This window comes from Vibrio sp. Vb0937, assembly GCF_033338855.1.
Genome location: NZ_JAWOTK010000001.1, coordinates 721,621 through 743,041, shown reverse-complemented (window position 1 = coordinate 743,041; position 21,421 = coordinate 721,621). Strand labels below are relative to the sequence as shown.

16 protein-coding genes and 1 pseudogene are annotated in these 21,421 nt (G+C 43.3%); 9 read left to right on the top strand and 8 right to left on the bottom strand.

Annotated features, from left to right (window positions below; translation table 11 throughout):
- Positions 1–89: 89 nt before the first annotated feature.
- Positions 90–1,640, bottom strand: coding sequence for a PAS domain-containing methyl-accepting chemotaxis protein (locus tag R7P67_RS03285; protein WP_213916936.1), 1,551 nt, complete (start codon positions 1,638–1,640; stop codon positions 90–92).
- 285 nt (positions 1,641–1,925) lie between these two features.
- On the opposite strand from R7P67_RS03285, the gene modF reads away from it, so the two are divergent.
- A complete protein-coding gene (gene modF / locus R7P67_RS03280; protein WP_262652979.1) occupies positions 1,926–3,380 on the top strand; it encodes a molybdate ABC transporter ATP-binding protein ModF in 1,455 nt (484 codons plus the stop codon).
- On the opposite strand, the gene R7P67_RS03275 is transcribed toward modF, so the two are convergent.
- Positions 3,368–4,840: an EAL domain-containing protein gene (locus tag R7P67_RS03275; protein WP_005386194.1), complete on the bottom strand. Its 1,473-nt coding sequence runs from the start codon at positions 4,838–4,840 to the stop codon at positions 3,368–3,370. The genes modF and R7P67_RS03275 overlap by 13 nt on opposite strands.
- Positions 4,841–5,188: 348 nt before the next feature.
- On the opposite strand from R7P67_RS03275, the gene R7P67_RS03270 reads away from it, so the two are divergent.
- The 3 genes from R7P67_RS03270 to R7P67_RS03260 all read left to right on the top strand — a co-directional run bounded on the left by R7P67_RS03270 (position 5,189) and on the right by R7P67_RS03260 (position 10,103).
- On the top strand, positions 5,189–5,923 hold the full coding sequence (locus R7P67_RS03270; RefSeq protein ID WP_262652977.1) for an IclR family transcriptional regulator: 735 nt from the start codon (positions 5,189–5,191) through the stop codon (positions 5,921–5,923).
- A 6-nt stretch (positions 5,924–5,929) separates the two neighbouring features.
- Positions 5,930–6,769 (top strand): arginase family protein, encoded by an 840-nt coding sequence (locus tag R7P67_RS03265; RefSeq protein WP_262652974.1) that lies wholly within the window; start codon positions 5,930–5,932, stop codon positions 6,767–6,769.
- Between the two features lie 307 nt (positions 6,770–7,076).
- Positions 7,077–10,103 (top strand): DUF6701 domain-containing protein, encoded by a 3,027-nt coding sequence (locus tag R7P67_RS03260; protein WP_262652971.1) that lies wholly within the window; start codon positions 7,077–7,079, stop codon positions 10,101–10,103.
- A 64-nt stretch (positions 10,104–10,167) separates the two neighbouring features.
- On the opposite strand, the gene R7P67_RS03255 is transcribed toward R7P67_RS03260, so the two are convergent.
- The 4 genes from R7P67_RS03255 to pcp all read right to left on the bottom strand — a co-directional run bounded on the left by R7P67_RS03255 (position 10,168) and on the right by pcp (position 13,781).
- Entirely contained in the window at positions 10,168–11,460 is a 1,293-nt protein-coding gene (locus R7P67_RS03255; RefSeq protein WP_005375652.1) for a DEAD/DEAH box helicase, read from the bottom strand.
- Between the two features lie 170 nt (positions 11,461–11,630).
- A complete protein-coding gene (locus tag R7P67_RS03250; RefSeq protein WP_239938547.1) occupies positions 11,631–12,617 on the bottom strand; it encodes a CobW family GTP-binding protein in 987 nt (328 codons plus the stop codon).
- A gap of 63 nt (positions 12,618–12,680) precedes the next feature.
- The gene (locus R7P67_RS03245; RefSeq protein WP_239938548.1) at positions 12,681–12,944 is read right to left on the bottom strand and encodes a hypothetical protein; all 264 of its coding nucleotides are present in this window, start codon (positions 12,942–12,944) and stop codon (positions 12,681–12,683) included.
- 198 nt (positions 12,945–13,142) lie between these two features.
- Positions 13,143–13,781, bottom strand: coding sequence for a pyroglutamyl-peptidase I (gene pcp / locus R7P67_RS03240; RefSeq protein WP_213903699.1), 639 nt, complete (start codon positions 13,779–13,781; stop codon positions 13,143–13,145).
- Positions 13,782–14,068: 287 nt separating this feature from the next.
- Here pcp and R7P67_RS03235 point away from each other — a divergent pair, with 287 nt between their 5' ends.
- The 4 genes and pseudogenes from R7P67_RS03235 to trpB all read left to right on the top strand — a co-directional run bounded on the left by R7P67_RS03235 (position 14,069) and on the right by trpB (position 17,126).
- Positions 14,069–14,317, top strand: a complete 249-nt coding sequence (locus tag R7P67_RS03235) for a hypothetical protein (protein WP_005375646.1) — start codon at positions 14,069–14,071, stop codon at positions 14,315–14,317.
- A gap of 306 nt (positions 14,318–14,623) precedes the next feature.
- The gene (locus R7P67_RS03230) at positions 14,624–14,836 is read left to right on the top strand and encodes a cold-shock protein (protein ID WP_005375644.1); all 213 of its coding nucleotides are present in this window, start codon (positions 14,624–14,626) and stop codon (positions 14,834–14,836) included.
- A 359-nt stretch (positions 14,837–15,195) separates the two neighbouring features.
- A pseudogene (locus R7P67_RS03225) lies at positions 15,196–15,502 on the top strand (S1 RNA-binding domain-containing protein); the annotation flags it as partial.
- 400 nt (positions 15,503–15,902) lie between these two features.
- Positions 15,903–17,126: a tryptophan synthase subunit beta gene (trpB, locus tag R7P67_RS03220; protein WP_005375643.1), complete on the top strand. Its 1,224-nt coding sequence runs from the start codon at positions 15,903–15,905 to the stop codon at positions 17,124–17,126.
- A 131-nt stretch (positions 17,127–17,257) separates the two neighbouring features.
- Here the strand turns inward: trpB and R7P67_RS03215 are convergent, their stop codons facing one another.
- Positions 17,258–18,715 carry a DUF3360 domain-containing protein gene (locus tag R7P67_RS03215; protein WP_005375642.1) on the bottom strand — a complete coding sequence of 486 codons (1,458 nt, stop codon included), beginning with the start codon at positions 18,713–18,715 and terminating at the stop codon, positions 17,258–17,260.
- Positions 18,716–19,133: 418 nt separating this feature from the next.
- Here R7P67_RS03215 and R7P67_RS03210 point away from each other — a divergent pair, with 418 nt between their 5' ends.
- Positions 19,134–19,550 carry a VF530 family DNA-binding protein gene (locus tag R7P67_RS03210; protein WP_262652970.1) on the top strand — a complete coding sequence of 139 codons (417 nt, stop codon included), beginning with the start codon at positions 19,134–19,136 and terminating at the stop codon, positions 19,548–19,550.
- Between the two features lie 151 nt (positions 19,551–19,701).
- Here R7P67_RS03210 and R7P67_RS03205 read toward each other — a convergent pair whose 3' ends face one another.
- Positions 19,702–20,952, bottom strand: a complete 1,251-nt coding sequence (locus tag R7P67_RS03205; protein ID WP_262652968.1) for a DEAD/DEAH box helicase — start codon at positions 20,950–20,952, stop codon at positions 19,702–19,704.
- Positions 20,953–21,421 lie beyond the last annotated feature (469 nt).

Genomic DNA, 21,421 nt, shown 5'->3' with positions numbered 1-21,421 from the left:
CTCGCTCGTAAACGAATCCAGCACTTCACTATATTCCAGTTAAAAGCCCGCTAATGTTTAGCGGGCTTTTAACTTCGATTTTCTAAAGTTTAAGCAAACTTTTTAATCATTTCAGACAGGTCATTGGTGCAATTTTGCACTTTGGTGTTCATATGATTCGTTTCAGTCATCAGTTCATACGATTCACTGTACTTTAAATTAAGCGACTGGATGTTTTCATTTATTTCATCCGTTACATAAACCTGCTCTTCTATCGCGACCGCAATTTGTTGGTTTCGTTCGACAACGTCTTGAACAAGGGATTCCAGTTGTTGAATGCTATCCAAAGCAGTACCTAACAATGTTACCGTTCCGGTCGACATTTCGTTACCTTTCTCTAACGCAGAAACCGCTGATTTGCTCCCATTTTGAATTCCTTCAATGGCCGATTTAATCTCTGTTGTCGATTCCTGAGTTCTTTTAGCTAAGGTTCTCACTTCATCTGCTACAACGGCAAACCCTCTGCCTTGTTCGCCTGCCCTCGCGGCTTCAATTGCAGCGTTCAACGCTAATAAATTAGTTTGTTCGGCAATACCGTTGATGACTTCAACAACGGTTCCAATTTGCTCGGTTTGTTGGTTCAAACGTATGACCACTTTAGATATTTCGCCGAGCTCATCAACCAACTCTAAAACCGATTGGTTAACATTATCGATAACGCTACGGCTGTCTATCATCGTATTTTGCGCTTCTAACGTAGCCTCGGCGGTCGCTTGAGCATTATTTGATATCTCAGATGAAGAGGCTTGCATCTCGTTGACCGCTGTTGCGACCGAGTCAATCTCCACTTTCTGTGCGCTTAAGTTCTCCGTCACTTGCTGGCTATTTGTCGCAGCACTGTTAGCACTTGCGCGCGTTTCTTCGCAAGAGTCTTTTACAGACACGCCAACGCGCCCCAGTAGCGCATTGGCAAATTGCTTACGCATCTTCATACCCAGCTCAATCTCAGCCAGATCGTTGATTCTTCCGCAATAAATATATTCCATGAGTGGATTGTTGAAGTCTTGCCTAGCCTGTTTAGCGAGCTTCTCAACTGGTCTGGTTAATACATAAATAGAGAAAACGGAAAGTAACGCAACAACGCCAAACGCTATCACTGGTGATTGATTCATTTGTAGAATGAGTAAGCCAATAAGGTTTGAAATTAAAAGGAAGAAGGCCGATCTCATCCACAAACGTGTACGAGGAAGATACATTTTCCACGGCTTACGATTATTTCGAAGCTTCGAATACGCTTTTTCCGCTCGCTGGATGTGTATACGCTCAGGTTTAAATCTCACTGATTGGTATTCCACAACTTCACCATTAGATTTTATAGGAGAAGCAAACGCGTCAACCCAATAATAGCCGCCGTTTTTACGTCGATTTTTGACCATTCCCATCCAGTGTTTGCCAGTTTTCAGGTGAGTCCATAAATCTTTAAAAGCCTGTTTTGGCATATCAGGATGACGCACAACATTGTGGGGTTTACCGATAAGCTCCCCTTCATCAAACCCCGCGACTTCATTAAAGTTTTCACTGGCATATTTGATGTAACTGGAGGTATCGGTAATGGAAACTAGGCTGTAACTCGAGGGGTAATCGTATTCCGTTTCACTCATAAACATGTGTCCTTACATTGATTAATTAACAAACGGCAAATATGAATTTATCAGCATAACATATACATGCATAATGATAGGTTGATTCAAAAATAAAACAAAATTATTGACAAGTTTACTTGTTACTTAATGACTCTAGTCGCATTTTTATCCTCTAATACAAGGCTTCGTTAATATGCACAAGACTGAGCACTGTTCAAAATTAATACACAAAAGCGCTTCCGTACTGAGTTCGTAAATTGTTATAAGTAATCCACTAAAACGAAAACAAGGAAGACAAACGCAATGACTATTCACTTTCGTCAGCTTGCAGCTAAGAGAAACACGACACACTTGTTTATTGACGATTGGAAAATTAACACTCAGCAGTCTTGGGGGATATTCAGCGCGGATGGAGATATTGGCTCTCTGCTTGGAGACCTTATTTGTGATGAAATGTCACCAGATAGTGGGGAAATTGAGCTAAATGGGCTGTCCGTTGCGCAAGTGTCGTTATCAGAGCAACAGCGATTACTGGAAAGAGAATTAGAAAAGGATGATACGGATTTTCTTGATCGTATCGACCAAGGGAGCACTGTTTATTCATTAATCCTAGAGCAGAGCCAAGACACCAACTTAACTGAACAGCTAATTAATGATCTCGACCTAAGTCATCTTAAAGATAGTGGCTTCCGTGTTCTCTCTACCGGAGAAACCAGAAGAGTAATGCTCGCCCGAGCTTTAGCCACACAACCTGACTTAGTATTACTAGATAATCCATTTACTGGCTTAGATATTGCGCACCGAGCTGCTCTCGCTCGCTATTTACACTCGCTTTCTCAAAATGTGCAACTACTCATAACCTTCTCTCGCGAATCTGACATGCCTGAGTGGATCAATAGCATCGCGCTTTTCAGTGCAGGAAAGCTTGATAGTACAATGGATAAGTCCAGTTGGGATAATCATCCAATCATTGGACAAATTAAATCTCAGTCAGAACAACAGAGTGAAGAAATGATGAGCTTGATACGTCAGCATCAGCACTCGACGCCATTCAACAACCCAATATTTGAACTAAAGAATGGGGCTGTTGAATACACCGATAAGAAGATTTTTACTGACTTGAACTGGCGCATAGACAAGGGCCAACATTGGCAGGTCAAAGGTCCAAATGGTTGTGGAAAGAGTACCTTACTTGGATTGATCTTTGGCGATCATCCGCAATGCTACAGCAATGACATTGATATTTTTGGTAAAAAGCGTGGTACTGGCGAGACAATCTGGGAAATTAAGCAGCATATCGGCATGGTGTCTTCAGCGCTACACCTCCAATATCGAGTCAATTGCAGCGCATTAGAAGTCATTTTGTCAGGATTTTACGATTCGATCGGGTTGTATAACCAGCCAACTCGCAAAGAGATGGATATTGCAAACGAGTGGCTCGATATCTTACATATGAGCCAGTACAAAAAAAACTCATTTAAGCAATTAGAGTACGGCCAGCAGCGACTGTTACTGATTGCAAGAGCCATCGTGAAACAACCCACATTATTGATTTTGGACGAGCCGTATCAAGGGTTAGATTTTTTGGGTAGACGGTTAGTTAAGAACACACTTGAACTCATCGCTAGAGAGAATTTAAGCCAACTATTGTATGTGTCTCACTACCAAGAAGATCGCTTAGATAGCATCAAAAATGAGTTAGAGTTTGTGTTTGATGAAAATGCTCAGTGTTATAGAGCTAACGTCTACCAATCATAATGACTTCGCTGCGCAAGCTGCTCATAAGGTAATGGTTTGGAGTACAGGTATCCCTGATGATATCTCACTCCCATCTGCTTTAAGTGTTCAGCTTGCGCTATGGTTTCCACGCCTTCAGCGATCAATTGTACTTGTAATTCTTCCGCGAAGTGAACCATCGCTTTTAAGACAGAAGCACTAAGGCTAGGAATACCAATGGTTTCGACAAAGCACTTATCGATTTTTAAGTAATCTATGCGCATGTGCTGTAGAAATGCTAACGAGGTTTGGCCAGTTCCAAAATCATCGATCAGCACATCAATACCATGCACTCGCAGTGCTGCAATGCATTTTCTCGCCTCTGAATCAATGAGCTGACGCTCCGTTATCTCTACCCCTAATGAGACTTTGTTTCGGCTCAACTGTCTGTCGAGCAATTGAATTTTTCTGATCGCGTTTGGTCCAACTAAATAACCAGGCGGCACGTTAATACCAAGGTGGACAGGCTGATCAAAGCCTAATTTACTGAAGTCCTCTGCCGCTTTATCCAGAACGAAATCAGTAAGTAAAAAAACCAATCCACTTTGCTCTGCCGCAGGGACAAACTCATCCGGAGAAATGAACCCCTTACTTTGATGCTCCCATCGCACTAGCGCTTCAAACCCGAATAACTGGCCGGTATCAACGTTAACTTGCGGTTGGTAATACAGGGTCAACTCTCCTCTTTTTATCGCTCTTTTAAGATCCAGTATCAAATTGCGATGAGGATCAATAAACTTATTCAACGCATACAAGCAAAGGTAGATCACGAAAATAATTGGAATTGAGTACAAAAAATAGGAAAGTGTTCTCTGTTTGACGAAAAGATCGCTGGCTTCACTCAAAGCTTCATACTCAAACATTTGCGACGATTTGATACCGATAGGATTACTTCCCGCTCTTAATGCTCCTTCTGGTGAAACTTGATCATGGATAAACAGCGCAGAGCGTTTTAGGCGTAAATCGTTGTTAAACCCTATTGTCGCATTAAAGTAGTCATGATCGATAATCGTTACGGCTTGATAACCCCGCTCTCCTTCCGTTACCACTAGCAAGAACTGATCGTACAAGCTATCAACACTACCAAGCGCTAGCGTTTGTCCCTTGGGAAAGGCGATGTGCTCAGCTAACGGTTTAGAGATACTTCCCAATTTCGAAGAACAAGTAATGACTCCCTCTTTCACAATGAGCATTTCTTCAATATCTCGTTCAAACATTAAGCTTTGCTGGAGCTCTTCACATCGTTCAGGGTGTAGCAACGCCGTGCGGTTTTCTGTCTCTATTTGGAATAAAATTTCATCTGCAATTTGCACATTTTTTTCTAATAAATGATTGAGATTGTTTTGCACGCTTTCACGAGCTAAATACAAAACCTCTCCAATAACCAAGGGAATAGGCAGAAGAAAAATGATGGCTTTTTTAAAAATCGCCTTATTCAGCATATAAAAGTAACCTTTTATAAAACCGATTTACTGAGATGGTACCTCGATTCCGATACCCGCTAGCAACTCACGTTTTTTAACATTATTTGTTTGGATTAACTCAGTATGCGAAACGCTGAGTAATACCGCAAACTAAACAATGTCTTATTCACTCCTGTTCCAATTTAGTATCAAGCGCCTCAAACCTGAGACTTTAATTCGACACCATGTTATGTCTATCGGTACTTGCGAAAGTCTTTACCTGTCTGTTTCTCATCATGTAAGAATTACCCATTAAAATTATTTTTCTTTTCTCAGTGATTAAGAATTATATTTGTCGTAACTCCTACAACACGTTACAACACTCTCATGACGACAAACAAAGCTAATGCTAACCAGGTAAACGAAAAATCACTGCAGTTGTTAATGCAAGTTGCAGTTAGTCCGTCCCCAGTTTCTGCGAAAACGCTAAGCGAGCAATTGAACGTTCCTTTAAGCAGCCTTTACCGACACTTAAAACTGCTTAAAGAGTGGAACTTGATCGAAGAAAGCGTTCACGACAAGACATTTGTCGTTGGTCCGGCGGCATTATTACTCATGCACAGCTATGAGACCGCGCAACATGGGCTCGACATGGTCGAAACCATACTGGCTAGGTTGGTACAACAAACCGGGGAAATGGCCGCTTATATGGTACCAGCGGGTTATCGTGCGCTTTGTGTCAGACAGAAAGAAAGTATGCAGGCGCTGCGTTGCAGCTTCGTCCAGGGTCAAAGTCAACCTCTGCTGCGCGGTGCCTCATCTAAAGTGATGCTTGCTTTTATGCCTCAAAGTCGATGCGAGAAAATCTTGAGATATTTTAATCAAGATCACCGACGTGACGAGTGGGAAAAAGAGCTCACAACCATCCGTAAACACGGATATGCCGTCAGTACTTCTGAGATTGACCCTGGTGTTTCAGGTATTAGCGCACCGGTAATGAAAGGAAGCAAACTGATTGGCGCAGTCTCGGTGATGGCTCCGGCCCACCGAGTCGAAAAGGATAAGCAGCGCATTATTTTACATGTACTGCAAGCGGCAAGGGCACTACCACCAGAAAGGTAATTCATCATGTTAAGCTTTTTCAAACGCTATAAACTCCACCACACCGTGAAACAGCCGCAGCATTACCCTTTTTCTTTTATGACAGTGTGTGAGTATTTGCCACCCATGTCTAAGGGCGCGTTTGAATTAGCTGATCAAAGTTTGGAAAATGCTAGCGATTGGCTATACCAACAGCATGATCATGAAACCGCTGAAAACTTTGGTCACTTCAACCACGACAAGCTGGAAAATGGCGAGTTTCAGGAAGCATTAAGCCTTTCGCTTTCTCGCCACTCAATTCCTGTTTTAGTAACTAACTGTACCGAGGCAATCTTGTCCATGTTACCTGTGGTCGTGTCCTATCAAGACGAAGTGGGTGTGGTAAATATTGGACATGACATGAACTTGAAACCAACACTTGAACCACGTTTAGGCTCGGCATTTCATTTTGCTCTTTCTCGCTATCAAAACGTACGATTGTTTTTTGCTGGCGTCAGTGAGCAAGAGACGAAGCAGGAAACGTGGGAATACGCGGAAGATCAAGGTTGTGATTGGGTGACCGAGAAAGAGTTTTCTTTTCGTCATCGCAATAATGTTAAGCAACAGATCGGCAATTACCTAGACCACTGCGACCAAATAATCATTAGTATCGACCTTGGATCTCTAAAAACCAAAAACAGCCTTGATGGCGCGTCAGAAATTGATATCCAAATGGTTCTACGCACGATTAGGCAATGTTTGGTTGCAGGTAAAGTGAGAGCAATTCAGCTCGTTGGCGATCGAGATTGTCTGGTGTATTCGAGACAAACGAAAGCCATACTAGAAGAGTTATATCAGATGGCTCCACTCATCGTTCACGCTGCCTAGCGTTATAAACGTTCAGAATCAGGATCGCGTCCTTCCTGATTCTGAACCAACATGCTTACTTATTATCCTTAACTAACAAATAGTTACACATATAAATCGACACACATCACACTTGCCTCTTGAACTAACCTGACACTTACGTTGTAATAAGGCCGCTAAACTTTGGTATGACATACGAAATAAAAAATAACCAAAGTTCAATAACTAAGCGGCTTCAGAACAAAAAAGTACCGCAGCTATTCCAATTTCAGTGAGCATTTGCTCACGCTCGCTTGATGCCATCTTGTTCCACTCATTAGGACATTTGATGATGCGTCTTTGCAGTATTTTCACTGCGGTTCTTTTTTTACCGCTAACCTCACACGCCACCACTTATGACGTAAAAGATCTATCTGAGTTAGGTCAACTTTGCTCACACAAGAGTTTTAGTATCGAAAGCGATGGCACGACTTATCGCTGTACAGGGAAACTAGTCCTACCCGCTGGTGATAAAATTGTCTCCTCATTACCGGAAAAAGAGATAACATTAAAAGCAGATTATGGAATTGTGTTAGAGGGGAATAATACAATTGGTGAACCCAATAAACGTATCTCTCTACACGCCCTCGCTACCGGATTAACGGTTAACAATGAGAAAGCATCAAACCTCGACGATTACCAAAACAAGCACACTGTTATCTATGGTGATCTTCTATCGGCTTATCCAACAAAGCTGCATAACGTACTCATCGATGGGGATATAGAGCTAACAGGTGAGGCCCTTCATATTAATGGTGAGTACAACACCATTATTGGTGACATTTTGACTCACAGCACGACCAATATATTTAATACAAACATCTGTGGTAAGGTCGAATCACAAGGCGAAACACTACACCTAAAAACAAACCATCCTTTACAAGACCATTTTGTCGTCGGTGATGTTTCTGCGCACAAATCTCTGATTATAAAAGATATGTCGATCTATGGTACGGCTGAATCTGTAGGATCGTCAGCTACATTAAGTGGCTCATTCTATAGTTCCACCGCAGCAATTAAATACTTCCAAACATTGAACTTCAACAACGCTCCAAATCAGCCTAGTCAAGTTTGTGGTGAAATCCAACAAACGCCAGGAAGTGCACAAACGAAAGCACAAGACAACAAATACACGCAATACTGTGGATTGGGCGAGGCTGATTGTCACTACTCTTCCCAAGTCTGTCCAATCACCCCTCAAGATGTTCCGAATTGCAGCATGCAGCCTCCATCGGAGAACGACTTAAACCTCAGCGTCACACCATCGGACGACATGGCACTGATGTGCGGCGACGATCTTCCGCAATTTACAGCAACAACAACCAATAATGGAGAAGTTGTAAGCGCAGAAGTCAGTGCTGTCCTATCACACCCTGACTTGTTCACTTTAGAGGTGGTTAAAGGTCAGCAGACATTAGGAGCCAACCAATTTATATCTGACGAGAATGGTGAACTTGTTGTTCGAGTGGTTCCGAATAATATTGATACGATCTCGTTAGATACCAACTACACACTAACTTTCACTATGGCGAAAGACACGAGCAAGCATCAAACTGTTCGCTTTATGTTTACGCCATTTATGTTTGAGGCCTACTCAAAGACGAAAAGCGCAACTTTAAATGAAATACGCGTTATTGCAGGTAAACCAGAAAACGTGCATACGCGATTGCTTGCTTGTGCCTCCACCGGCGAACCTGTAGTGGCAAGCAACTACAATGGTACGCCTAAAGTTTTTCATCCATTGGTTCAACCATTAGGAGGAAGTGAAGGAAACTTTAGCTATTCAGCGGAATTTAAAGACGGCTTGTCTGAACATGGTCTTATCACGAACGAGTCCGGCATATTTGAAGTGACATTGTCCGATCATTTTGAATGTGAGGGATTTGAAGAATGTCCAGAAGAAGGCAAAGTGGAAGTGAAAGGGACATTTAATGTGCACTCGCGACCATGGACACTCGCTATTTGTGACAACCAACGTGCTTTGCCTTCTGGCACCTCTGAACAAGGAGAAGGGTTTCTTGCTGCCGGAGAACTTTTCTCTCTAACGGTGAAACCAATCATTTGGCAACCTGACGGCTCTGTAAGTGGGTCTGTTGAATCAGCACGCTATTGTGATGCTTCTATCACCCGTAATTTTACGCTTGATGACGCTCCAGCAGCATCGGTTGTCTTGTCGAGTGAGCAACATACGCCATCAGAGACAGCGAACCAAACCTCAAAATTGCTAAAAAGTAGTGACTCACTGGCTCAGGCGCATAATTCAGCCAAGAATGATCAATTCGTCTTTAATGGATTATATTGGGAAGAAGTCGGGAGCTTGAGAGTAAAAGCAAACCTAGAAAGTAAATATCTAGGTATGACTGTGAACGAAGGCTATCGTTACGTTGGTCGTTTTTACCCAAAATATTTTCAAGTGCAAGACCAAGAATGGCACTACCCACATGGCCAAACTTTTGCTTACATGAATCAACCTTTTGAGAAAGTCACTTACGATGTTGTCGCACTCAATGCGAATAAGGAAAACGTGAAGAATTACGTCCACTTTTCGTCTAACCTTCAACAACATTTCGATTTAGGCGAGCTAAGCTCATACTCCGATCGGTTTTTGCCGCCTAAGCCTAAGAAGGTAGACTGGAAACTACTGGGTAGCGCGAGTGTTGGAACGTTTGTTATAGAGAAGCCCTCGACCAATGCGACTTGTAACAATAGCCCATGCTGGAAAAAGAACACGACAGATAAGCAATATCCTGATGGCCCATTTAATAAAGGGACTAACAGTGACAGCAGCAAAATAGGTATAGTCACGACTAAAGCCGTTGATGAGGTAAACTTCTTCGACGATAGCGAAGTACTCACAAAACAACCAGAAATTCGATTCGGTCGTTTGAACTTTCAAGATGTAGGTGGCAACCAAGGCATGGTGATCAAAGTGCCACTTGCTGTAGAAACTTGGCAAAACGGTCGATTTATGACTAACTTCGATGACAGCTCAACAACGGCGAATGGTGAATATTACTTCAGCACGCCAATTTGGTCGAATGCGCCTGCAAACAACGCCATGCTTTCTGGAGTTGGGACAATGCATGTTGGCAGGATGACCGATATCGTTGCAAGCCAAATTGACTCAGCACGCGAGCAAATACAATTCCACCTGGATTTAGACGGCTCAGGTAATCGCATCCCTTGGCTGAAATACGATTGGGATAACACGACAAGTGAAGAGGAAAATCCACCTGTTACAGTTACGTTTGGTATTCACCGAGGAAACGATCGCATTATTTATCGTGGTGAGCCAAATATGCTTGGCCTAAATTAACGCGAAACGACAAAACAAAAAAAGCCCCTCAATTGAGGGGCTCTTTTCACACAGACTGTGTAATTTACTTTGCGCCACGACGCGCTTTCAGGCGCTTCACCATAGCAAGACGACGCTCTGCCGACCCTTGGTCTGTTGCCGACTGGTTCGGATTATTACGACGACCTTGACGATTCTTGAATGCTGGTTTTGAGTGCAGCTTTTCAATGTAAGATTCACGCTGTTTTGGTTCATAGCCAGCAAGCTCAATACGGCGAATTCGCTGCTGGATTAGATTTTCAACCTGAACAACCGTGAGTTCTTCATCTCGATTTACAAATGAAACGGCATGACCTTGTTTACCTGCACGGCCTGTACGACCAATTCGGTGAACGTAATCTTCCGCTAGGAAAGGCATGTCATAGTTCACAACGTGAGGTAAATCTTCAATATCTAGACCTCGAGCAGCGACATCGGTAGCCACCATGACACGTGCTTTACCGGACTTAAACTCTTCTAGCGCACGACGACGAGCGCTTTGAGCACGGTCACCATGACAAACCACCGCTTTGATACCATCAAGTTTCAGCTCTTTTACCACTTCGTTTGCGGTCTCTTTGTAGTTCACAAATACCAACACTTGTTTCCAGTTCTTACGACCAATCAGCTCCGAAAGCAGTTCCGTTTTTCGCTCTTGATCAACTGGATATAACACGTGAGCAACTGTCTGTGCTGTCGTATTCGCTCGCTCAACTTCAATACGCTTAGGCTTACGCAGGATATCTTTTGCTAACAGATTTAGTTGGCTCGAAGTCGTTGCCGAAAACATCATGATTTGTGGGTCTGTATCCACATCCAGCATGATCTTACGAACTGCATGAATAAAGCCCATATCCAAGATACGGTCTGCTTCATCAAACACTAAAAACTCTAAGTGTGCGACCGAGACATTACCTTGTTCAATGTGCTCTTCCAATCGACCAGGTGTAGCCACTAGGATATCTACACCGTTTTCTAATGCCGTTACTTGAGAAGACATTTTACGGCCACCGAAAATCGCAGCCACCGACAGGTTCGTGTACTTCGTGTAAGCTTTGATGTTGTCAGCAATTTGTTCAGCAAGCTCACGAGTTGGAGCCAAGATAAGTGCGCGAGCAGTCTTACGAGAAGCGCTACGGTTACTGTCTAGCAGCTGCTGAATCATAGGCAGAGAAAACGCAGCCGTTTTACCAGTACCTGTTTGTGCTGTAGCGAAAATATCATGGCCTTTGCGAGCCATTGGAATCGCCTTCTGTTGAATTGGCGTTAACTTTTCATAACCGCATTCTGCCAGTGCTTTAACCACTTCTGGCGCAAAACCTTGAGATGAAAATGACATTGAGCGTATTCCTTAAACAAACCACTAAAAATAGCTTTAAAAATTTAGCCGTGCACTATACCCGAATTTGAGTGATTTATCTCACTTTTCTCATTGAAACGCTACAAAAGCAAAAACGGCGAACACAGGCAGATTGCTGGCTCACCGTTTCCGTTTAACATTTGTTCGATTTAACGCTTGATGCCAGACAACTGAAGGAGAATTCGCTCAAGTTCATCCCATGGCAACAGCTGAGAATCTATCACTTCTAATCGTGATTCAAACCCTTCTAAGCTGATTTCATTCACCGACACGACTCGGTTGGCAACATTAAACGCGTAACAACCTTGATCCGTATTGACCACCGCTTTAACACGCTCTGCGGTCAAGTCCGAAAGCATAGAGAAAAGCTTTTCAAAATCAAACTTATACTCTGCCCCAAACAACCACCCGCAACTAAAATACCCTTGCCCTTTGTTCTCTTTACGCACAAAGGCTTCACCTGGCGGCAACTGGAATTGAGGCTCTAGGTGAGCATGGTCATGATGATGTGACTCGATATGGGAAGAAGCGCTGCCGTAAACCCGTTCGATATCCAAGACTTCTATCGGTAACTCACCATCATGAATAAGCTTACTGAATACTTTTGAGGGAGATTGGTCCGTCACCCAGTCATTAAACACATCAATGTCGTGACTGGTACAAAGGTCAACCTTACTGCCTATAACCACATCTGCGCTGTCTAACTGGTCCACGAAATTTTGGTTAGAAAGGTATTTTTCATCACTTAAGTTACGCGGATCAACCAGAGCGATCGTCGCTTTTAGATCAACGTAAGGTTCATACTGTTCTGAGGTAAGCGTCGCGATAACCTGTTTTGGATGACCAAGGCCTGTCGGCTCAATCAATAAACGGTCCGGTTTTTGGCGCAGTAACGCCGTAATACCGACCGACATTGGCACGCCCGCCGTACAACACATACAGCCACCCGGCACTTCTTTAATCAGCGCACCTTGGTCGGTCATCAATGCACCGTCGATGCCAATCTCACCAAATTCATTGACCAAAACCGCCCAGTTTTCGTTTTCCGGTTTGTTCTTCAGTAGATTTAAAATCGTGGTCGTTTTACCGACACCCAAAAATCCGGTCAGTATGTTGGTTGGTACTCGATTTGACATGCTTATCTCCGACACGTTAGTGCATTAATGCTCCAGCAAAGTATACGGAGAATGTGACTCGCTTCAACGCTTTTTATCGCGCTCATCAAGCTCATTGCGTGATGCGTGGGTATACATTTTTTGAGAATGATCAGAGTGACTTATCAACTCTGAACGCTTCATATCAGAAAGATACATACTGGTGTAAATGACGCAGGCAAAAAACGCGATAATAGCGACTACAATGGGAAGAACTCCGAGTGTGTTTTCGAATTTAAGCGCAGCGATAGCCAATGCGAAAACAACGACAGAGATAAATGCGATAGACTGACTTTTGTTGCTTTTCATGATAACTCGCCTTTCGTAAGGGTAGCCCCCTAACACCTCCTGTACTAGAGGAATGTCAGTTTGAACAACATCCAACCTGACTATTCAATGCTACTCCTTTCGCTACTTGTGAAATTTGACAAAGCTAACATTTACTACAACATCAAACGACGAGCTTATTATTATCTTTCAGATACTTACTGGATTTTAAAACACTTACTAGCAAATCGTTCCACCGCTTACCAGGATATCGCTATCATTGGCAATACAAACTTGCGCCACCAGCTTTAGCCCTTCGACTATCATGTCCAAAGACATAGAAGGCTGACTGCCATCTGCTGCTTGTTCTGGCAATAATGGAATATGAACAAACCCGTGACGAATCGGATTGTCTTTCAAGTAATGTTGGATCCCATAAAAGAGATGGTTACATACAAATGTTCCAGCACTGTTGGAAATCTGGCTAGGTATACCCTGCGTTTGCAATGTTTGCACAACACGCTTTATCGGTAGTGTCGAGAAGTAAGCATCAGGACCATCAGCCACAACGGGTTCATCAATCGGTTGATAACCAACGTTATCTGGAATACGAAAATCATCGACATTAATTGCGACACGCTCTGGGGTTATCGCGCTACGCCCGGCCGCTTGCCCTACAGTAATCACACAGTCTGGCTGGTGCGCTTCTATTGCTTCAATAACGACTTTCACCGAGTCATATCGAACTACGGGGACTGGGCAAGTAACTATCACACCGCCTTTTATAGCCACAGCCTCTAATTGCTTGACCGCTTCTAAGGCGGGGTTAATGGCGTCACCACCAAAAGGTTCAAAACCGGTAATCAGGACTTTCTTCATAACAGCCTTTAGGAAAAGAGTTTTACAAATTATTGCACTCCCCTTCACCCCATCCAATAGCAAAAGTATTGATGAGATAAACCAGACAACATTATGTGACTCATGTCTAACCAGCGAGGGTTTTCACTTTATTGAATCTAGACAAGTTCCGGACTATCGAGACTAACTATCGATGATTAGTGGCAGGACGAGGCTCTATCATTACATGACTCGCGCAGAAACTTGGTTTCCACGCTTAACTTAGGTAGAGTACGCGACCGCAATGCAATTCGAAGAGATTGAATACAATGAATATTGATAACCATGTAATCGAAACGATTGAAGAGTTAGAGGCATTTCTGCATTTAGTAGAAAGCGGCGCTCTGGGTCTTGAAGGTGTCACTGGCGTTGCGCTAGCCACCTCTAATACCGATGGCCGTCCATTTGTTGCCGTATTAGGAGAAAAGCACCAATTGCTCCTTGGCCGCTGGGTTTCGCAGCACGTATATGACAATGGTAAAGACATCGTTCGTAACGGCCCAACCAGAAAACACTAAGCGCTCGACGCCACCTATAACAACACGCCGTCTTATACACCAAGCGTATGCTTTGAAAGCAATGCGCTTGGTATACTCAAAAAATAAAAAAGAAAAGGCTAGCCTTTATTAATTTTGTCGGTATACTGCACATCAGCTCTTACGGAAAGAGCTATTAATGTAATTAAAGATCAAAGTTTCTCTCAGTTCCACATCGAATTCCTCGTTTACGTTCCTGCGACAAAATAGTTATCTCTAAAATCATATAGTAGCACTTGATATTAGCTAAAAATTCAATATTTAAAACAATCAAATATAGAGGTATCTATGTCTAATAAATTAACTGGTTCAGTAAAATGGTTCAACGAAACTAAAGGTTTTGGTTTTATTTCTCAAGACAATGGCGGTGATGACGTATTCGTTCACTTCCGTTCTATTGTTTCTGAAGGCTTCAAAACTCTTACTGAAGGCCAAAAAGTATCGTTCGTTGTTGAACAAGGTAACAAAGGTTTACAAGCAGCTGAAGTAACTGCACTGTAATTCTTTGTGTGGCATCAATGTTGTTGGTGCCACAATCCCCTTCCACTTATTACTGCCCTTACTATTCTCTATCTAAGTTTATATACCCAAATCACTTACCTCTCCCACACCATCATTAATCACTTTCAATAAAGTCACTTTGGTATACATCTTTAGGTAATCACACAACCTACCTTGCAATTCCAGTTTGGAACTAAATTAATCTCATTCATATCTGAATCACTTCGCTTCATGCTTTGCTCATAAAAATAAAGTTTATAAAATAAAAGCGATTGGCGAATATAAGAGAAAAAATGAAATTAAATATATCTGCTCAATAAATAAATTCTAATAATTACGAGCACATTATCCCTAGCTGAGAGATTGAGTTTGCACTGAAATGTCATTACATGAAGCCATTTATCGGACAACACTTCATAGGGACAGCGTGTGGAGTCACACACTTCGGGGTATTTGTTGAGTTAGAGGAACCGAACCGAAGGTCTCATTCCTTTATCAAGTTTCCAAAATGGTGAGTTCGAATTTGATGCAGTCAAACAAAAAATTTCCAGCCAGAGCGCCACGTTTACTTTAGGGACCAAAGTGCACGTGTTGGTTAAAGACGCCGATTCGAGACAAAGAAAGATCATGTCCAACTTAAAAGACGCGGAACACGCGGTAGGTTAGCCTGTTTTAGGTTACTTTCTAATCCATTAATCAAAAATAAAAAATAAGCTTTTAATACCGCAATTAACTTGTGACATTTCGCTGACATCGACTCATTCTAAAACCCTAATATCTGACAAAGGAAACGAATCTAATTTTTGTTTCCAGACACCATCGCAGAGTGTATTTCCAGCATTCTGTTTGCCTCGAGAGGTTCTTATGACAGCCTAGGATCTCTCGAGGCTTTTTTGCACCTATTCAAACCACCTGATTCTACATCACAACTATTATCCCCCACACAAGCTGTACTTTTTAACTAGTGCACTAGATCGCGAACTCTGATTTAAGCAACTGATCACACAACCACTTCTAAATTTTGGGTATAAAAGTATCAATACTTTCGTTAACTAGGATGTAAATAATGAAAAACTCGTTTGATCTCACTATGCCCAACGAAGAAGGATACTTTGGTGAATACGGTGGTAGCTTTGTTCCACCTGAGCTTGAACAAATCATGCATGACATCAACGCAGCTTATGAGGAATGCAGCAAAGATCCTGAATTTAAAGCGGAACTCGCTCGCTTGTATAAGCACTTTGTTGGACGACCTAGCCCAATCTTCCATGCGGAAAACTTGTCTAAAAAATACGGAGCAGACATCTACCTAAAGCGCGAAGACTTAAACCATACAGGCGCACATAAAATTAACCACTGCTTAGGGGAAGCCATTCTCGCTAAAAAGATGGGTAAGAAGAAACTGATTGCTGAAACTGGCGCAGGGCAACACGGTGTTGCGCTTGCTACAGCCGCGGCATTGGTTGGCTTGAAATGCGATATTTACATGGGTGAAGTTGATATCGCCAAAGAACATCCGAATGTCGTCCGCATGAGAATCCTTGGTGCTAATGTCATTCCTGCCACTCATGGGCGCAAAACCCTCAAAGAAGCGGTAGATTCTGCATTCGAAGCTTATCTGAAAGATCCTGATACACAACTTTATGCGATAGGCTCTGTCGTTGGCCCTCACCCATTCCCTAAAATGGTGAGAGATTTCCAATCAATTATCGGTAACGAAGCACGAGTTCAATTCAAAGAAATGACCGGCAAGTTACCCAATAATCTCGTCGCATGCGTTGGAGGTGGTTCTAACGCGATGGGGCTATTTACTGCTTTCTTAGAGGATGAACAAGTCGCCATTCACGGCGTTGAACCAGCGGGCCGCTCTTTGCAAAAGGTTGGCGAGCATGCTGCAACACTCACACTCGGTGAGCCAGGTATCATGCACGGATTTAAGTCTTACATGCTTAAAGATGCACAAGGTGAACCTCAGGAAGTGTACTCTGTAGCAAGTGGCTTGGATTACCCATCGGTTGGACCTCAGCATAGTTACTTAAAAGACATTGGCCGTGTCAATTACGGCTCAATCAGTGATGACGAAGCGATTGATGCCTTCTTTGAGCTGTCTCGTGAAGAGGGAATAATTCCTGCTATTGAATCCTCACACGCTGTCGCTTACGCAATTAAACTCGCGCAGCAAGGAGAAACCGGCTCGATTTTGATCAACTTATCAGGCCGTGGTGACAAAGACATTGATTTTGTCGTTGAACACTACGGCGCAAAATACGGCATTGAATCACTCATATAGCCTAACTCCGTAGCCTAACCCTACATGCAAAAAGCTACCTGGTACTAGGTAGCTTTTTGTTTTTGTCTACTATTTTAAGAAGCAAGTCCCTTTACTCACTGTTCTCACTATACCTTTAGAGCATAATTCGATTAACCGATAAGAGCTGGAATGCCTGGAAGCTGACCAACAATAGCAAGGGAGCCTGCACAAACGATAAACGCAGTGCCAGGAATCAGATATTTATCTTTGCGCGATAGTTCGTTAGCACGCTCATGGTCGCCGATAAGCCCGAGGTTATCCAACAGCATCGTGATTGCCCAACCGAAGACTGGATTAACGAATGCACAGGCAAAAATACAGATACCTGCACTGAGTGAATCTTTATGCTTATGGATCATCTGCATACCCGCTTCAAGAAGTGGTAAGAATACACCCACAATCAAAGCAACGCGCAGAACAGGTTCCCACATTGCTAGATCCATTGGGTAGCCAATTACCGCCGCCGCAATACACATGAAACCCGTCAACAGAGCGCCACCTGGAATAGGACGCTTGGCAATTGCGGCAGGAATCATGTACGTTCCCCAAGAAGAAGCTAGGTTTCCGCCCCCTAAGAGTGAACCAACCCCCTGACGAACAGATGCTCCGACCATCGTGTCGTCGACATCCATTAGTACGCCTTTCGCTTCTTTCGGGTAGTTAAGTTCTTGAAACACACGATGGCCGAGATAATCAGGGGACCACATAGCGACTGCCAGTAGAGCAAATGGAGTCACGGCAATAAAGTGCTCTAGGGTTGGCCAGCCTAGCTGCCAGCCTGTATCTTCCCCCCACCAGTAGAATGGACTGAAATTAGGCAGGCCCGGCTCTGTGGTAAAAGCAAACTCAGCGCCCATCAAATAAGCAACAATACCCGCGAGTGCAGAGCACAATGGGATAGCGAGCCAACGTTTATTGATCTTGGCTAAGTAAGCGTAAACCATAACGGTTAGGCCTATGACCACAAACGAAATGTAACCTTGGTCCGTACTTGCAGCCCACGCTTCCGTCTTATTAATTTGCCCGAGCAACCCAACAGCACCAAGGTAGATCAACAACCCTCCTCGAACCCCGATACCAGTCAGAGTCATGAGTTTAGAGCCACCTTTGGTTAAAGCGAGAATTAAACCAAAAACACATACCATCAAACCTAGCGCGAGAGGGTGCCCTCCTGCAGCTGCGATCATAGGAATCAGCGGTATCATTGGGCCATGGGTACCCGCTAAGTTTGCATTCGGGTTTAAGATGGCAGAAAACAGGATGACGAACAGGGCTCCAGCGATAAGTAATTCGTAACGCACGTTTTCTGCAATGAATTCCGGAGATAAACCAAACTGAGCAGCAAAAGCGGAAACCATGGCAGTGACCATCACCACCTTACCAATAGTTGCTGCTAATGCAGGTACCCAGTCTTCGATTTCAATACTGTAATCACGTGAGGGCAAATGAATTCCCCAGCGGCGGAAGCTCATAACGGTTAAATCATGATTTAGAAAGTCTTCTCGGTTTTCAAATTCATGCGGTTTTTTGCGCACATCCCTGTAAAAAGTCTTACTTTTGTCAGACATTGAGTCATCCTTTTATGTTTCAACGTTGAACTACGTCAACTAGAGTTTCGCTTGGTAGACAGGCCTTCGACCAATACGAGACAACACCCACATCAAACTTCTAGGCCATACTAAGAAAGCGGCATGAACGGATTTTGATTTTGAGCTTATTAAGCATGTGTTGCTATGGGTAGGAATATTAGACATTAGTAAAAGAACAACAAAAATCTCACTTATTATACAATAATTTAACATCGAACTAGGACGCTTGAACTTTTATGAGTCATTTTTGAGCAGAGAGCCAAGTAGAACGGCCAATTCCGATTTATACTTTCAAGGTAGAGAGCACTGTGCTCGCATCCATCGCAAAGTAACTATAGATATCTCTGCATTGTATACTTTGTTAAACTCCGCCCTTTAATGAGTAAGGCCCTTAAAAATGATGACTGACGAAGAGAGAATCGAGCTGCAACAGAACAATCCACTGCACGGGTTGAAGCTAGAGACTATGTTGCAAGAGTTAGTGGATTTTTACGGCTGGGACATTCTAGATACAGCAATGCGTTTTAATTGCTTTAACACTAAGCCTTCGATTGCAAGTAGCGTGAAGTATTTAAAGAAAACCGAATGGGCGAGAGAAAAATTAGAAAACTTTTACCTTTATCGCTTTAAGCGCATGCCACGCGCGAGCGAAGAAGAATACAACTTACCACCAAGAGCTCGTACCTTCCCTCATGGCCTTGAACCTAAAGAGCCAATGCCGCTAACCGTTGACTCTATTCTTAAGTCACAAACTAAAGCAGCGTCTGCATTTAAAAAGCGTTCACCTCGCGGACGCCCTGCTCGTCGCCAATAACACTATCTTGAAAAGCAATAGAGCCCTACTGGTAGCTCCAGCAGGGCTCTATAGTTCTTTAAAGGAATGGCTAGAAGCGAAGACTCAAGCTAGTGAGCATTCCCTTTCTCCAGCAACTCCCGTAAGTAAACTCACATGTAGTTTACGTTTTCTATTGATTACGCTTTTTCTTCTTTTTACCCGTACCTGCTGGCTTCGCTCGCGGCTTCATTGGTAAAAAGTAGGCTTCACTCTGATCGTCTTCCACTTCAAAACCGACTACCTGCTCGCGTTCAAGTTGGAACTTATTTTTCTTTTCTATCACTTTGAAATGGTGGTAGTCGTCGTAATCGATAAGAGATAACCCTAAACCTACTTCACCAGCACGACCACTACGACCGATTCGATGCATATAATCAGCAGGGCTACGCGGAAGATCGAAGTTAATCACCACTGGAAGTTTTTCAATATCAAGGCCGCGTGCTGCGATATCGGTGGCAATAAGAACTTGAATCTCGCCAGACTTAAAACCGTCAAGGACACGAGTACGAGCGCCCTGCCCTTTATCACCATGGAAAACTTCAGCGGTAATACCGCGTTTTGACAACTTTTGAGCTAAATGGTTACAGGCATTCTTAGCGTTCACAAAAATCAGAGTCTGTCGCCACTGATGCTGTTTGATTAAGTGCGCGAGTACCGCCGTCTTCTCACCTTTATTTACACTAAACACGCTCTGCACCAAAGTGCTGGCTTCTGCGCTCTGCAACTGAACTTCAACAGGGTCGCGGAGCAACTGCTGAGCCAGCGTCGTGACTTTATCAGGGAAAGTTGCAGAAAATAACAGCGTCTGTTTCTTCTCTGGCAGTAACGCAAGAATCTTATTGAGTTCTTCGGTAAATCCGAGGCTCAACATTCGGTCGGCTTCGTCAAGGACGAGCGTTTCTACTTGGTTCAACTTAATCGCGTTACTGGATACCAGATCAAGTAATCGACCCGGCGTAGCTACGATAATGTCACAGCCACCGCGAAGCGCTAGCATTTGTGGGTTCACCGATACACCACCAAATACGGCAACCGTTTTGATCTTATCTCTAAGATGGTATGAGTAAGATTTGACGTTGTATGCCACCTGTGATGCCAACTCACGAGTTGGAACTAAAATCAGGTGAGAAACGAAGTTACCACGGCGATTGTTTGATCCGTCTTGCTGAACAATTTTTTGCAGGATTGGCAGCGAAAAAGCAGCGGTTTTACCAGAACCCGTATTGGCACCACCAATAATATCTTTCCCTTCAAGGATATCAGGAATAGAACGGGATTGAATAGGCGTCGGTTGGCTGTATTCCAACGCTTCTAGTCGCTCGACTAATGTTGGAATCAGGCCAAGATCGGCAAATGTCGCTTGCTGTGTTTTATCTGTCATTACGATGAGTGGCTCAGTGCTAGTAAAGGCCGTGTATCTTATGCTATTTCGCGTCTGGATGTTAGAAATAATGGCCCAAACAGAAGATTGGTGAAAGAAGCACTATAGGGTTCAGGAACTTCCTTTCACTAACATGAGTTAATGGTTTCGGTAACCAATACTCTACGACCAAGATGGTAGAGCTCACGACAAGCAAAGGGAAAAGGAGCCAGGCACTCTGACTCCTGTAAAGCAAAACACATTGTATTTTGGGGAAAGAGATTACAAAGGCAGGCCACATCCGAATCAAAGGCTTAACCACACTATTTAAGCTCTGTGGTTTTGAGAGCTTAATATAGCTTGAGAAAACTCCAGGTAACTAATGTCCATCGTTGTCTATTTAACTAATGTAGTGGACTCGGTTGTATAGATTACTTTCTCCCAATACCACGGTTCTTCTTAGGGCAAATTTGACTGCTATAGCCACAAT